The organism is Arthrobacter sp. B0316-1-20, from assembly GCF_059091865.1.
Genome location: NZ_JBNHHC010000016.1, coordinates 47,815 through 62,041 on the forward strand (window position 1 = coordinate 47,815; position 14,227 = coordinate 62,041).

Annotated in this window: 10 protein-coding genes; all 10 read left to right on the plus strand. The window is 69.7% G+C overall.

What is annotated here, in order from left to right:
* The first annotated feature begins 25 nt into the window (after positions 1 to 25).
* The 10 genes from AC5RW2_RS24015 (at position 26) to ftsZ (ending at position 14,218) form a co-directional block, all read left to right on the plus strand.
* The gene (locus AC5RW2_RS24015; protein WP_494074704.1) at positions 26 to 1,804 is read left to right on the plus strand and encodes a peptidoglycan D,D-transpeptidase FtsI family protein; all 1,779 of its coding nucleotides are present in this window, start codon (positions 26 to 28) and stop codon (positions 1,802 to 1,804) included.
* Positions 1,801 to 3,459 (plus strand): UDP-N-acetylmuramoyl-L-alanyl-D-glutamate--2,6-diaminopimelate ligase, encoded by a 1,659-nt coding sequence (locus AC5RW2_RS24020; protein WP_494074705.1) that lies wholly within the window; start codon positions 1,801 to 1,803, stop codon positions 3,457 to 3,459. Before AC5RW2_RS24015 ends, AC5RW2_RS24020 begins: the two co-directional genes overlap by 4 nt.
* Positions 3,460 to 3,465: 6 nt before the next feature.
* Complete coding sequence (locus AC5RW2_RS24025; RefSeq protein WP_494074706.1) at positions 3,466 to 4,989, plus strand: UDP-N-acetylmuramoyl-tripeptide--D-alanyl-D-alanine ligase; 1,524 nt, start codon at positions 3,466 to 3,468, stop codon at positions 4,987 to 4,989.
* A complete protein-coding gene (gene mraY, locus AC5RW2_RS24030; protein WP_494023244.1) occupies positions 4,986 to 6,098 on the plus strand; it encodes a phospho-N-acetylmuramoyl-pentapeptide-transferase in 1,113 nt (370 codons plus the stop codon). The genes AC5RW2_RS24025 and mraY overlap by 4 nt, the downstream gene beginning before the upstream one ends.
* Positions 6,080 to 7,627: a UDP-N-acetylmuramoyl-L-alanine--D-glutamate ligase gene (gene murD / locus AC5RW2_RS24035; protein ID WP_493999465.1), complete on the plus strand. Its 1,548-nt coding sequence runs from the start codon at positions 6,080 to 6,082 to the stop codon at positions 7,625 to 7,627. The genes mraY and murD overlap by 19 nt, the downstream gene beginning before the upstream one ends.
* On the plus strand, positions 7,627 to 8,943 hold the full coding sequence (gene ftsW, locus AC5RW2_RS24040) for a putative lipid II flippase FtsW (RefSeq protein ID WP_494074707.1): 1,317 nt from the start codon (positions 7,627 to 7,629) through the stop codon (positions 8,941 to 8,943). The genes murD and ftsW overlap by 1 nt, the downstream gene beginning before the upstream one ends.
* A 49-nt stretch (positions 8,944 to 8,992) precedes the next feature.
* Positions 8,993 to 10,111: an undecaprenyldiphospho-muramoylpentapeptide beta-N-acetylglucosaminyltransferase gene (gene murG, locus AC5RW2_RS24045; protein WP_494074708.1), complete on the plus strand. Its 1,119-nt coding sequence runs from the start codon at positions 8,993 to 8,995 to the stop codon at positions 10,109 to 10,111.
* Complete coding sequence (gene murC, locus AC5RW2_RS24050) at positions 10,098 to 11,522, plus strand: UDP-N-acetylmuramate--L-alanine ligase (RefSeq protein WP_494074709.1); 1,425 nt, start codon at positions 10,098 to 10,100, stop codon at positions 11,520 to 11,522. Before murG ends, murC begins: the two co-directional genes overlap by 14 nt.
* Positions 11,519 to 12,814 (plus strand): cell division protein FtsQ/DivIB, encoded by a 1,296-nt coding sequence (locus AC5RW2_RS24055; protein ID WP_494074710.1) that lies wholly within the window; start codon positions 11,519 to 11,521, stop codon positions 12,812 to 12,814. The genes murC and AC5RW2_RS24055 overlap by 4 nt, the downstream gene beginning before the upstream one ends.
* Positions 12,815 to 13,033: 219 nt before the next feature.
* Positions 13,034 to 14,218 (plus strand): cell division protein FtsZ, encoded by a 1,185-nt coding sequence (gene ftsZ, locus AC5RW2_RS24060; RefSeq protein ID WP_493999470.1) that lies wholly within the window; start codon positions 13,034 to 13,036, stop codon positions 14,216 to 14,218.
* Positions 14,219 to 14,227: the final 9 nt, after the last annotated feature.

Below are 14,227 nucleotides of genomic sequence, written 5' to 3' on the forward strand. Positions count from 1 at the left end.
GCCCGGCAACGCAAACGAGGTACCTGTGGCAGCACCAACAGCCGACCGGCAGCACCCCAACCGCACGGCGAGGGCTACCAGGAGGCTCCGGGCCGGGCTGGCGATGGTGCTGATCCTGCTGGTCATTCTCGGGGCCCGTCTGTTCCAGCTGCAGGGGCTGGACACCGCCGGCATGGCCCAGGCGGCGGTGGACAAGCGCCTGCGCACCGTCGACCTGCCCGCGCTCCGCGGCGAGATCCTGGACGCCAACAACAACGTGCTCGCCCGCAGCGTGCAGCGGTTCGACGTGGTGGTGGACCAGCGGCTGGTCCAGGACTACACCCGGTTCGATCCGATCAGCCAAAAATCCGAGGACGTCAAGATCGCCGACGCCATCGCCGAGCTGGCCGGCATCCTGGGCCAGGACGTGGAGACCGTCACCAAAGCGGTCACCGGCGACAAGCCCTTTAATTACGTGGCCAAGTCGGTCACCCCGGAAGTCCAGCAGAAGATCGAGGAGCTGGCCTTTCCCGGGCTCTCCGCCCGCGCGACCACCATCCGCAACTACCCGGCAGGGGCGGTGGCCGGCTCGGTGGTCGGATTCATGCGGTCGGACGGCGTGCCGCTCGAAGGCATCGAGGCCTCGCAGAACGACGTCCTCTCCGGGACGCCGGGCACGAAGACCTACGAAATCGGCGCCGACGGCATCCGCATACCGGTCGGCACCTACGAAGAAGTCCCGGCCGTGGATGGCCAAAGCGTGCGACTGACCCTCAATACCGACATACAGTGGTACGCCCAGGAAGTCATCGCCGAGACCGTGCGGGATTACGGCGCCGAATACGGTACCGTCGTCGTCCTCAATGCCAAGACCGGCGACCTGATCGCACTGGCGGACTCCACGACGGTGGACCCCAATGACCCGGGCGCCACTCCGGACAGCGAACGGCAGTCGATGGCTGTGACACGCGCCTTCGAGCCGGGGTCCACTACCAAGATGATCACCATGGCGGCCGCGATCGAAGAGGGCATCACGACCCCGGCATCGCGATACACCATCCCGCCCAAGTACACGGTCAACGGCCAGACCTTTCAGGACGCGACACCGCACGGCACCCTGACGCGCACCACGGCCGGCATCTTCGCGCAGTCGCTCAATACCGGCACCACCATGATCGGCCAGCAGTTGACGCGGCAGCAGCGCTACGACTACTTGCGGAAGTTCGGCATCGGCCAGCGCTTCGACATCGGCATCAACGGCGCCACCGCCGGCCTGCTGGCCGAGCCGGAAACGTGGGACGGGCGGCAGGAGTTCACCGTCCTCTTCGGCCAGGGCCTCGCTCAGACGGCCCTCCACACCGCCGTGGCCTTTGGGACCATCGCCAACAACGGCGTGCTGATGCAGCCGCGGCTGATCGACGCCTATATCGATCCGAACGGCACCGAGCACGAGGTGCCGGTCGAGAAGGGCAGCCGGGCGGTTTCCAAGAAGACCGCCAACCTGGTGCAGGACATGCTGGAAACCAACTCGAAGTACCACAGCGGCAAGCCCGGTAACATTAAGGAGTATCGGATCGGGGTCAAGACCGGTACAGCCGAAGCACCGGCCGCCAACGGGGGATTCAGCGGCTACACCATTTCGATGGCCGGCATCGCCCCGATGGAGGATCCGCAGTTCGTCGTCGTGGCGACCATCCAGCGGCCGCAGGGCGGGGTGCTGACGCTGTCGGCCGGACCGACGTTCAAGAAGGTCATGACGCAGGTCCTCAACGCCTACGACGTGCCGCCGTCCACCAGCAAACGGGTCGACCTGCCGCTGGAATGAGCAAACCTGGAGAATATGTGAGTTCCACTGCCGAGCAGCCCCACCGGTCCGCCTCGCCCTTGCGGCCCCAAACGGTCAGGCCGGTCCGGCTGGCGGCGCTGAGCAGCATGCTGCAGCACCGCGGGCTTCCCGTACCCGAGGGCGGCCCGGGGTCGGAGGACCTGACCTTTACCGGCGTCACCATAGATTCGCGTTCCGTCGAGCCGGGGGACCTGTATGTCGGCCTGCCCGGAGCCCGCCGGCACGGCGCCGACTTCGCCGCCCAGGCCGAAGCGGCCGGAGCGGCGGCCATCCTGACCGACGACGACGGCGCCCGGCGGGCAGCCGGCCTGGCTCCGGGCCTGCCCGTGCTGCGGTCGCGGGACCTGCGCGCACTCGTGGGGCCGCTGGCGGCCGCCGTCTACCGCAGCCAGCCGGCGGGCGGACAGGCGCCGGCGCTGTTTGGCGTCACCGGAACCAACGGCAAGACCACCACCACCTACTTCATCAAGTTCCTGCTGGAGGCGCTGGGCCTCAGCACCGGACTGATCGGAACCATCGAGATCACGGCCGGTTCCGAACCGATTCCCAGCGCCCTGACCACGCCGGAATCGCCCGAGGTGCACGGGCTGCTGGCCCTGATGCGCGAACGCGGGCTGGACGCGGCGGCCATGGAGGTCTCCTCGCATGCCATTTCCTTCCGGCGGGTCGATGCCGTCCGGTTCGACGTGGCCGGCTTCACCAATCTCACCCAGGATCACCTGGACCTGCACGGGAGCATGGACGAGTACTTCGAGACCAAGGCCCGCCTGTTCAGCCCGGAGCGGTCCGGCCACGCGGTCGTCTGCGTCGACGACGACTGGGGCCGCCGGCTCGCCGGCCAGGCCCGGGCCGCCGGAGTCCCGGTGGCCACCCTGGCCACCCAGGGCGGCAGCGCCGACTGGTCCGTCCGCAACCCGGTTCGGGAGGGCCTGGGGCACCGGTTTGAACTGCACGGGCCCGACGGCGTGGTGCTGCGGTTGCACACCGGGTTGCCCGGCTCGTTCAACATCTCCAACGCCGCGCTGGCCGTGGTGATGGTGGCGGCCTCCGGCACCCCTCCGGTGCGGCTCCAGCAGGCGCTCGACACGGCGGATCCGCTGACCGTGGAGGTTCCCGGCCGGATGCAGGTGCTCAGCGGCAACCCGGCAGCGATCGTTGACTTCGCTCACAATCCCGACGCGCTCGAGCGGACCCTGGCCTCGGTGCGCCGCCCCGAACCCGGGGCACGCGTGATCGTGGTGTTCGGAGCCACCGGGGAACGCGATCAAACCAAGCGCCCGCTGATGGGGGCGATCGCCGCCCGGCTCGCCGACGTCGTTATCGTCACCGACGACGACCCGCACGGCGAGGACGCCGCCCGCATCCGCGCGGATGTGCTGTCCGGCGCACGCGCCGCGGCCGAACGGGAGCAACTGCCGGCCGACATTATCGAAGTCTTTCCCCGTGCGGAGGCCATCGAGCGGGCTGTGGCCCTGGCGGCGCCCCGTGACACGGTCCTCGTCGCCGGCCGCGGCCATGAGGTCTGGCAGGAGGTCAACGGCCAGAACCTGGCCCTCGACGACCGGGAGGAACTGCGCGCGGCCCTGCACCGGCACGGATTCGAAGTGCTCTCCCCGAACGCGGTAGAGTCCTAGATCGTCATGATTGAACTAACTGCAGCCGATATAGCGGCGATTACCGGCGGACGGATCGTTGGGGAACCCGTCGGTGCCACGGGGGACACCGGCGGCATCACCGTGAGTTCCGCCACCACAGACTCCCGCGAAATTGAGCCCGGCGGCCTGTTCGTGGCCAAGCCGGGCGAGACCGCAGACGGGCATTTCTACGTCGCCGCGGCCTTCGAAGCCGGTGCCGTGCTGGCGCTGACCGAACGCGAGGTCTCCGACCCGGCCGGCCGCCTCCTGCCGCAGATCGTGGTGGCGGACGCCGTGCTGGCCATGGGCGCCGTCGCCGCGGCCATCGTGGCACGGCTGCGCGCCGCCGCGGGACTCGAGGTCGTGGGCATCACCGGCAGCGCCGGCAAGACCACCACCAAGGACCTGCTCGCGGGGATCCTGCGCCGAACCGCGCCCACCGTGGCCCCGATCGGCTCCTACAACGGCGAGGTCGGCGTCCCGCTGACGGTGTTCGCCGCGGACTTCGACACCCGCTATCTGGTCGTGGAAATGGGCGCCACCGGCATTGGCCACATCCGGTACCTGACGGACATGGTCAACCCCGGCGTCGGCGTGGTGCTGGGAGTCGGGACCGCCCACGCAGGGGAATTCGGCGGCGTGGACAACATCGCGATCGCGAAGGGCGAGCTGGCCGAGGCCGTGCCGGCCGGCGGTACCGTCGTGCTCAATGCCGACGATCCCCGCGTCCGGGCCATGTCGGCGCGCACCCGGGCCCGCATTCTGTACTTCAGCTCCGACGACGACTTCACCCTGCCCGACGGGAGTACCGCGCCGTTGCTGCGGGCCCGCGGCGCCCGCGTCAACGACGACGGGCACCCCGAATTCACGCTCCGCTTCCCGGACGGCTCCGAGCACCCGGTAACCTCCGGGCTGATCGGCATCCACCACGTGACCAACCTGCTGGCCGCCGCCGGCGCCGCCTGGGCGCTGGGCGTGCCGGCGGAAACCATCGCCGCCGGCCTGAACGGGGCCGGCCCCGCCAGCCGCTGGCGGATGGAACGCACCGAGCGCGCCGACGGCGTCACGGTGATCAACGACGCCTACAACGCCAACCCCGAATCCATGCGGGCAGCGCTGCGCACGCTGGCCGAACTCGGCCGCGGCCGCCGCACCTGGGCGGTGCTGGGCGAAATGCTGGAACTGGGCGAAGACTCCGTGCAGGCCCACGACGCGATCGGGCGGATTGTGGTCCGGCTGAACATCTCCCACCTGATCGTCGTGGGAGAGGGAGCCAAGGCCATGCACAACGCCGCCGTGCTGGAAGGCTCCTGGGGCGACGAATCGCTCTGGGTCGCCACGCCCGAGGAGGCCCGCCGGGTGCTCGAGGAGAAACTGGAACCGGGCGACCTGGTGCTGTTCAAGTCCTCCAACTCGTCCGGGCTGCGGTTCCTGGGCGACCGGATAGCATTAGGAAATCCGTCGACGGACGGCCCCGCGGCGGCTGCAGCGCGCAGACCCGAAACCCAACAGGAAGGCCAGGCGCAGTGATAGCCCTGCTGATCGGCTCTGCCCTGGCGCTGGTCCTGTCCCTGCTCGGCACGCCCTTGTTCATCAAGCTCTTGGTGCGGAGAGGCTACGGCCAGTTCATCCGCGACGACGGCCCGACGGCGCACCACACCAAGCGCGGAACGCCCACCATGGGCGGCGTGGTCATCGTGGCCGCGGTGATGCTCTCCTACTTTGCCACGCACCTGATGATGTGGATGATGAACGGGGAAGCGCATTCCGGGCCCACCGTCTCCGCCGGCGTCCTCATGCTGCTGATGGCCGGCATGGGGCTGGTCGGTTTCCTGGACGACTTCATCAAGATCTCCAAGCAGCGCAGCCTCGGGCTGCGGGCCTGGGCCAAGATCGTGCTGCAGGGCATCGTCGGCATCCTCTTCGCCGTCCTGGCCCTGAACTTCCCGGACAATATGGGCCGCACCCCGGCGTCGATGAACATCTCCTTCGCCCGTGACATCCCGTGGCTGGACCTCGCCTTCGGCGGCACCGTACTCGGCACTATCCTGTTCATCATCTGGTCGAACGTCATTGTCACCGCAGCCACCAACGGCGTGAACCTGACCGACGGGCTGGACGGGCTCGCGGCGGGCGCATCGGTGATGGTCTGCGGCGCCTACATGCTGATGGGAATTTGGCAGTTCAACCAGAGCTGCGGCTCGGTCAAGGTCCCCGGGGAGGTCTGCTACGAGGTACGCGACCCGCTGGACCTGGCGCTGCTGGCAGGAACCATGGCCGGCGCGCTGATCGGGTTCCTGTGGTGGAACACCGCGCCCGCCAAGATCTTCATGGGCGATACCGGATCGCTGGCGATCGGCGGCGCCATCGCCGGATTCGCCATCCTGTCCCGCAGCCAGCTGCTGCTGGTGGTCATGGCGGGCCTGTTCGTGATCATCTCGCTGTCCGTGATCATCCAAGTGGTCTACTTCAAGCTCAGCGGCGGCAAACGCGTCTTCAAGATGGCCCCGCTGCAGCACCACTTCGAGCTCAAGGGGTGGGCCGAAGTCACCGTCGTCGTGCGCTTCTGGATCATCGCCGGGCTGTGCGTGGCGGCCGCGCTGGGCATCTTCTACGCCGAATGGGTGCTGGGCTCATGAGCCGGCTGGACGCACTCACCTCCTGGGACGCGGATTGGTCCGGGCTGCGCGTGGTGGTCGCCGGGATCGGGCTGTCGGGATTCTCCGCGGCCGACACGCTGATCGAACTGGGCGCCGCCGTCGTCGTCGTGGACGGCAGCGACACGGCGGAAAACCGGGCCAAGGCCGATACGTTGAAGATCGTCGGGGCCCGGCAGGTCCTGCTGGGTGAAGAGCACACCGGCGCACTGCCCGACGTCGGCGGGGAGCCGGCCGAACTGGTGGTCACCTCGCCGGGCTGGCAGCCGCGGACACCGCTGCTGGCCGCCGCGGCGGACGCGGGGATTCCCATCTGGGGCGACGTTGAACTGGCGTGGCGGGTGCGCGAACGCGCAGGCCGGCGCACCGCCGAATGGCTGGCCATCACCGGTACGAACGGCAAGACCACGACGGTGGGGATGGCCGAATCCATGCTGCAGGCGGCCGGGCTGCGCGCCATCGCCGCCGGCAACGTCGGCACGCCCATCCTGGACGCGGTGCGTGATCCCATCGGCTACGACGTCATCGCCGTCGAGCTGTCGAGCTTCCAGCTGCACTGGACCCACACCATGTCCCCGCTGGCCTCCGTGGTGCTCAACGTGGCCGAAGACCACGTGGACTGGCACGGGACCTATGAGGCATACCTGGCCGACAAGGCCAGGATTTACGAGCGGACCAGGATCGCGTGCGTCTACAACGCCGAGCAGCGCGAGACCGAGGAGATGGTCGAGGAGGCCGACGTCGTCGAGGGCTGCCGGGCAATCGGCTTCACGACCGGAATGCCGGCGGTCAGCATGGTCGGCGTCGTGGAGAACCTGCTCGTGGACCGGGCCTACATCGAAGAACGCCGGGACTCCGCAACCGAACTGGCCGGCCTCGGCGACCTGGGTGACCCGGCGCCCCGGCACCAGGTGGCCAACGCCCTGGCCGCCGCCGCACTGGTCCGGGCGTACGGCGTGGAACCGGCCGCGGTCCGCGAAGGACTGCGGCGGTTCGATCCCGGGGCACACCGGATCCAAAAGGTGCTGGAGCACGCCGGCGTGCTCTGGGTCAATGACTCCAAGGCGACGAACCCGCACGCGGCTTCGGCGTCGCTGGCGTCGTTCTCCTCGGTCGTGTGGATCGCCGGGGGACTGTCCAAGGGCGTCAGCTACGACGAGCTGATCGCCGACCACGCGCGCAGGCTGAAAGCGGTGGTGCTGATCGGCAGGGACAACACCGCCCTCCTGGCCTCGCTGCAGCGACACGCACCGGATGTCCCGGTCGTCCACGCGCACCCGGGAGACACTGGAAACAGCGCCCCGGAGGCGGAGGACACTGACGGCGAAACCGTGATGGCGGCGGCCGTGGAAGCGGCAGCGGGCATCGCCGCCGGCGGGGACACCGTGCTGATGGCGCCGGCAGCCGCCTCGATGGACCGGTTCACGTCCTACGCCCACCGGGGCAATGCGTACATGGAAGCAGTCCGCCGGTACGGAGAGGGACAGGCACCGTCGACTAAGGAGCAGTAATGGCCACCACCCGCAGCGGAAGCCGGACACCGGCCCCCGCCGCTGCCCGCGGACACGCCGCTCCCGGCACGAAGCCCGCCCCCGAAGGCCGGTTGCGCGAGCTCCGGCAGCGAGGCACCGACCTGCTGGACCGCATCCAGGGCACCGGCACGCGGTCCAGCGGGGCCAGCTACTACCTGATCCTGGGCTCCGCGCTGGCCCTGACGGCCATCGGCCTGCTGATGGTGCTGTCGTCGTCAGCGGTGGAATCGATCGCCGATGAAACCTCGCCGTTCAGCCTGTTCATCCGGCAGGCCGTGTTCGCCGGCCTGGGGGTCACCGCGATGCTGGTCCTCTCGCGGTGGAAGGTCTCCACCTACCGGAAGCTCGCCTGGCCCGGCCTCGCGGTGTCGGTGCTCCTGCTGCTGCTGGTGTTTACCCCGCTGGGCGAATCCGTCGGCGGCAACCGCAACTGGATCCATTTCCCCGGCAACGTTTCCCTGCAGCCGTCGGAAGTGGCCAAGCTGGGCATGTCCCTGTGGATGGCAACGGTGCTGGCGGCCAAGGAGCGGCTGCTGGGCCAATGGAAGCACCTGCTGATCCCGGTGGTCGTGCCCGGTGCCCTCCTCGTGGTCGGCCCGGTGCTGCTCGGCAACGACCTGGGCACCGCGATGATCCTGATGCTCATCATCGCCGGCGGACTGTTTTTCGCCGGCGCACCGCTGAAGCTGTTCGGCGTGGCCGGACTGGGGGCCGGCGCGCTGGTGCTGCTGCTCGTGGTGGTCAGCCCCAACCGCATGGGCCGCATCCTCATGTGGACGGACCAGAGCTGTGAAGCGACGACCGGGCTGAACATGCAGTCATGCAACGGGCTCTTCGCACTCGCCTCCGGCGGCTGGTGGGGCGTGGGACTGGGACAGAGCCGGCAAAAATACAACTGGATTCCGGAAGCCCACAACGACTACATTTTCGCCATCATCGGCGAAGAGCTGGGCCTGCTCGGCACCACCGTCATCCTGGCGCTGTTCGGCGTCCTGGCCATTGCCCTGGTGCGCACCGTGATGCGCCAGGATTCCCTCTTCGTGCGCATCCTCGCCGGTTCCATCATGGTGTGGATCATCGGCCAGGCGTTCGTGAACATCGCGGTGGTCACCGGCCTGCTTCCGGTGATCGGAGTGCCCCTGCCGTTCATCTCCTACGGCGGCTCCGCGCTGACGGTCACCCTGGCCGCCGTCGGTGTACTCTTGTCCTTTGCCCGGACCGATGTGCCCGGCCGGAAGAAGTCCGGGGGACTCCTGAGCCGGTGGCGGCAGCAAGCGCCGGCCGGGAACCGCTGACCCCAACCCAGACCACCAGCAGCCGAGCAGAAGGTACTTCCGCAACACCATGAACACTTCCGATCCCTCTGTGGTCCTGGCCGGCGGCGGCACGGCGGGGCATGTCAGCCCGCTGCTGGCCATCGCCGGCGCCGTCCTCCGGGCCGCCCCCGCGGCCCGCATCCTCGCCGTCGGCACCGCCGTCGGCATGGAGACCCGGCTGGTCCCCGCGGCGGGCCACCGGCTCGCCACGATCGGGCGGGTTCCGCTGCCGCGCCGCCCCTCCCTCGACCTGCTGAAGCTGCCGTTCAAGTTCGCCGCGGCCGTGCGCCAGGCCGCGGGCATCATCGACGGCGCGAAGGCCGACGTCGTGGTGGGCGTCGGCGGGTACGTGTGCACCCCGGTCTACATCGCAGCCAGGCTGCGCCGGGTCCCGATCGTGATCCATGAGGCCAACGCCCGGCCGGGGCTGGCGAACCGGGTCGGGGCACGGCTGACCAGCCGGGTCGCGGTCGCGTTCAAAGACACGAAACTGCCCGGCGCCCGCTGGGTCGGCATGCCGATGCGGCCCGAAATCGCCACCCTGGACCGGGAAGCCTCCCGCGAGGCCGCGCGCCGGCGGCTGGGACTGGCGGCGGACCGGCCGACCCTCATCGTCACCGGCGGCTCCTCGGGCGCGCTGAGCATCAACCGCACCATCGGCGCTTCCCTGCAGGAGCTCGCCGCGGCAGGCATCCAGGTGCTGCACATCACCGGGCGGAACAAGGCGCTGCGGGACGCCGACGGGCAACTGCTCGCCGCTCCCGGCTACCACCAGGTGGAATTTGTGGACGGCATGCAGGATGTCTACGCGGCGGCCGACCTGCTGCTGGCCCGCGCCGGCGCGGCCACGGTGTGCGAGATAGCCGCCGTGGGCCTGCCGTCCGTGCTGGTGCCGCTGCCGCACGGCAACGGCGAACAGGCCCTGAACGCGGCCTCCCTCGTGGCCGCCGGCGGGGCCGTGCTGGTCCGCGACGGCGGGTTCACACCCCGCTGGGTCACGGACGAACTAATCCCGTTGCTGCGAAACGCGGAGCGGCTGCAGCAGATGTCCGCCGCGGCACACACCCTGGGAATCCGCGACGCAGACACCCGAATGGCAGAATTGGTGCTCGAGGCAGCAGGGAGGAACACAGATGAAAGCCGTTGATTTCCACACCACCGCCCGGCTGCCGTTCGGCGACCTCGGCGCCGTGCACTTCATCGGATTGGGCGGCGCCGGAATGTCCGCCATCGCCCGGATCCTGCTGGCCCGCGGCGTGCCGGTCTCCGGTTCGGACGCGCGCGACTCGGCGGTCCTGCGCCAGCTGGAGGCCCTCGGTGCGACCGTCTTCGTGGGCCACGAGGCCGGCCATGTCGCCGGCGCGGACACGGTGGTTGTCTCCACCGCCATCCGGCCGGAGAACCCCGAACTGCAGGCCGCTGCCGCCGCCGGCCTGAACATCGTGCACCGCTCGGTGGCGCTTGCCGCCGCGATGGAGGGGAAGCGGCTGATCGCCGTCGGCGGCACCCACGGCAAGACGACCACCACGGCCATGGCGACCGTGATGCTGCAGGCGGCCGGCTGCGAACCCTCGTTCGCCATAGGCGGCGACGTGGCGGCGCTCGGCGTCAACGCCGCCCACGGCCAGGGCGAACTGTTCGTCGCCGAAGCCGACGAATCCGACGGATCGTTCCTCAACTACCGTCCGCAGGTCATCGTGGTGACCAACGTGGAGGCCGACCACCTGGACCACTACGGGTCGGCCGAGGCCGTGTACGCCTCCTTCGACCGGTTCACGGCACTGCTTCCGGCCGACGGCACCCTGGTGGCCTGCCTCGACGACGACGGCGCCCGCGCCTTGGCGGAGCGCACGGCGGCGTCCAGCACCGCAGGCCGCGTGCTGGGCTACGGCTACGCGGCCGACGCCCAGGTGCGTGTCGAAGACACCGTCTTCGCCGGCTCGGGGAGCACCAGCAGGATCGAATACCCCGGCGGCAGCTGCACGCTGCGGCTGCAGGTGCCGGGCGAGCACAACATCCGCAACGCCGCCGCCGCCCTCGCCGTGGCCATCACCCAGGGCATCGATCCGGCCACCGCGGCCGAGGGACTGGCCGGGTTCACCGGAGCAGCCAGACGGTTCGAGGCCAAGGGCACGGCGGCAGGGGTACGGGTGTTCGACGACTACGCACACCACCCCACCGAGGTCCACGCGGCACTCACGGCCGCCCGCGAGGTGGCCGGCGGGCATGCGGTGCATGTCCTGTTCCAGCCGCACCTGTTTTCCCGCACCCGGGAATTCGCCGCCGAGTTCGCCCGGGCCCTGCAACTGGCCGATTCGGCGGCCGTTCTCGACATCTACGCCTCCCGTGAAGATCCGATCCCGGGCGTCACCAGCGAACTGATCACCAGCCGGCTCGCGCCCGGCAGCTATGCACCGGATCCGGGGCGGGCGGTGAGGGACATTGTTGCCCGCTCCCGGCCCGGGGACATCGTGCTGACCGTCGGCGCCGGTGACGTGACCCAATACGGGCCGGTGCTGGTCGAGGCCCTGGGGCAGGCCGCAGCGGCGGCGCGATGAGTCCGCGCAAGCCCCGCACTCCCGCCGCGCGTCCCGCCGCCGCCCGGCAGCCAGACGCCCCGCCGCCGGAAGCCGCCGGGCAGCAGCCAAACCCCGGAGCCGCGACGGAGGCGCCCCGGGACACCGGCGTGCGGATCAACACCGGCAGGGTGTCGGCCATGCCCGCCGCGGAGTCCACCGCGGCTGCCGGGCCCGCCGCGGCAGAAGGGCCCGCCGCCGCTGCCCGGCCCGCCCCCGCTGCCCGGCCCGCCCCCGCTGCCAGGCCCGCCCCGCGCGCCCCTAAGCGCGGATCGGGCAAGCCTTCCGGTCGGGGCGGTGCCCCCGCCGGGAGGACGGCCGGGACGGCCGCGCCCTCCCGCACCCCCAAAGCCGGGGGAGCGGCACGGCCCACGCGTGCGCCCAGGCCCGGCGCCGGCACCCCGTCCGTCCCGGCAGCATCCGGCGCGCCCGGCAAGGCGGCAGGCAAGGCCGCGCGCGCGTCCGGCGCCAAGCGGGCCGGGGCGGCAGCGCTGTTGTCGCGGTGGCGGGCCCACAAGGGACCGGACCGCGCGGACGGGGCGGACACCTCCGAATCCACCGTTGTCAGTTTCCCCGAACCGGCGGCGCGCAAGACGCGGCGCCGGCTGTTGATTGCTTCCGGCATTGTGGCCGTGCTCTTCGCCGTCTTGATGTCGGTCATCTTCCTGTCGCCGGCGCTGGCCGTGAAGACAATCACCGTCGAGGGCGACGAACTCACCGAAAAAGCAACGCTCACCGAGGCGCTGCGACCGCTCATGGGAACACCGCTGGCCCGCATCGGAGAACGCGACGTCCATGCCCGGGTGGACCACCTGCCGGCGGTGGAGTCGGTGGAAGTGATCGCCAGGCCGCCGTCGGAACTGCACGTTCGGATCATCGAGCACACGCCCGTGGCTGTGCTGAAGGACGGCAAGAAATTCGTGCTGATCGACGAGTCGGGGACGGAGCTTGCGTCGGTCGCCAAGCGCAGCGAGGCAAAACTGCCCTTGATCGACGGAGCGAAGGCCGCCGAAAACCCGGATGTCTTCGCGTCCATCACCGGGGTGCTCGCCGCGCTGCCGCCGGACGTCCTGAGGCAGCTCAAGCACGCCTCAGCGCAGTCGGTGGACTCGGTGGAACTCCAGTTGGCCGGCGGCCAAAAAGTGCTGTGGGGCAACGCGCAGGAGCAGGAACTCAAGGCCACCGTCCTGCAGGCGATGCTGCGGGCAAAAGACGTGAAAGACAAGGCGAGCGTCATCGATGTGAGCACGCCCACACGCCCGGTGACCCGTTGAGCAGGAGACGGGAAATGCGCAACATCCGGGGAACGCGCGACACGCGGAGCAAGGTCGTTGTGTGGGCCGGGGCTTGCGTCTAGCGTCTCGAATAGAAACTACTTGACATAACTCTAACCTTCAAGCTGAAGGTTAAGGTTAGGTGAAACTACCGGACAGGGTACCCGCCCGCTCCGGCAGAACTGATCAGTGCACAGACTCGAGCAAGGGACACAGGACGTGGCAGCACCGCAGAATTACTTGGCCGTCATCAAGGTCGTCGGCATCGGCGGCGGTGGCGTGAATGCCGTCAACCGGATGATCGAGGTGGGACTCCGTGGCGTGGAGTTCATCGCCATCAACACCGACGCTCAGGCACTGCTGATGAGTGACGCCGACGTCAAGCTCGACGTCGGGCGCGAACTCACCCGGGGCCTTGGCGCCGGCGCCGACCCGGAGGTGGGCCGGAAGGCCGCCGAGGACCATGCCGAAGAGATCGAGGAAGTGCTGCGCGGGGCGGACATGGTCTTCGTGACCGCCGGCGAAGGCGGCGGCACCGGCACCGGCGGCGCACCCGTGGTGGCCCGGATCGCGCGCTCGCTCGGCGCCCTGACCATCGGCGTTGTCACCCGCCCGTTCACGTTCGAGGGCCGCCGCCGGTCGAACCAGGCCGAAAGCGGCATCGAGACGCTGCGCGACGAAGTCGACACCCTCATCGTGATCCCCAACGACCGCCTGCTGTCCATCAGCGACCGCAACGTCTCCATGCTCGATGCCTTCCGGTCCGCCGACCAGGTGCTGCTCTCCGGCGTGCAGGGCATCACCGACCTGATCACCACCCCGGGCCTGATCAACCTTGACTTCGCCGACGTGAAGTCCGTCATGCAGGGGGCCGGCTCGGCGCTGATGGGCATCGGCTCCGCCCGCGGCGAGGACCGGGCCGTCAAGGCCGCCGAGCTGGCCATCGCGTCTCCGTTGCTGGAAGCGTCGATCGACGGTGCGCACGGCGTGCTGCTGTCGATCCAGGGCGGATCGGACCTGGGCCTGTTCGAGATCAACGAGGCCGCCCGGCTGGTGCAGGAAGTCGCACACCCCGAGGCAAACATCATCTTCGGCGCCGTCATCGACGATGCACTCGGCGACGAAGCCCGGGTGACCGTCATCGCCGCCGGCTTTGACCAGGTGGACGTCACCTCCGCTCCGACCCAGAAGCCGGCCGCCGCCCCCGCCGGTACGCCCGCCGTTCCGGCCGCCCAGCCGTCCGTGCCGGTCTCGGAGCCCATGGAGCACAGCTTCAGCGGTGCCATGCCGCAGCACCATGTTCCCGCCGACGCGGGCTTCGACATGGACCTGCCGGCGATCGTCGAGCCGGACCTGAGCGCAGGCCGCGTTGACGACCTGGACGTTCCGGACTTCCTGAAGTAAACCCTCAGG

Excerpts from the sequence above, each read along its gene's own strand:
- AC5RW2_RS24020 (WP_494074705.1), top strand. The coding sequence starts at position 1,801 with ATGAGCAAACCTGGAGAATATGTGAGTTCCACTGCCGAGCAGCCCCAC.
- AC5RW2_RS24025 (WP_494074706.1), top strand. The coding sequence starts at position 3,466 with ATGATTGAACTAACTGCAGCCGATATAGCGGCGATTACCGGCGGACGG.
- murD (WP_493999465.1), top strand. The coding sequence starts at position 6,080 with ATGGGTGCTGGGCTCATGAGCCGGCTGGACGCACTCACCTCCTGGGAC.
- ftsW (WP_494074707.1), top strand. The coding sequence starts at position 7,627 with ATGGCCACCACCCGCAGCGGAAGCCGGACACCGGCCCCCGCCGCTGCC.
- murG (WP_494074708.1), top strand. The coding sequence starts at position 8,993 with ATGAACACTTCCGATCCCTCTGTGGTCCTGGCCGGCGGCGGCACGGCG.
- murC (WP_494074709.1), top strand. The coding sequence starts at position 10,098 with ATGAAAGCCGTTGATTTCCACACCACCGCCCGGCTGCCGTTCGGCGAC.
- AC5RW2_RS24055 (WP_494074710.1), top strand. The coding sequence starts at position 11,519 with ATGAGTCCGCGCAAGCCCCGCACTCCCGCCGCGCGTCCCGCCGCCGCC.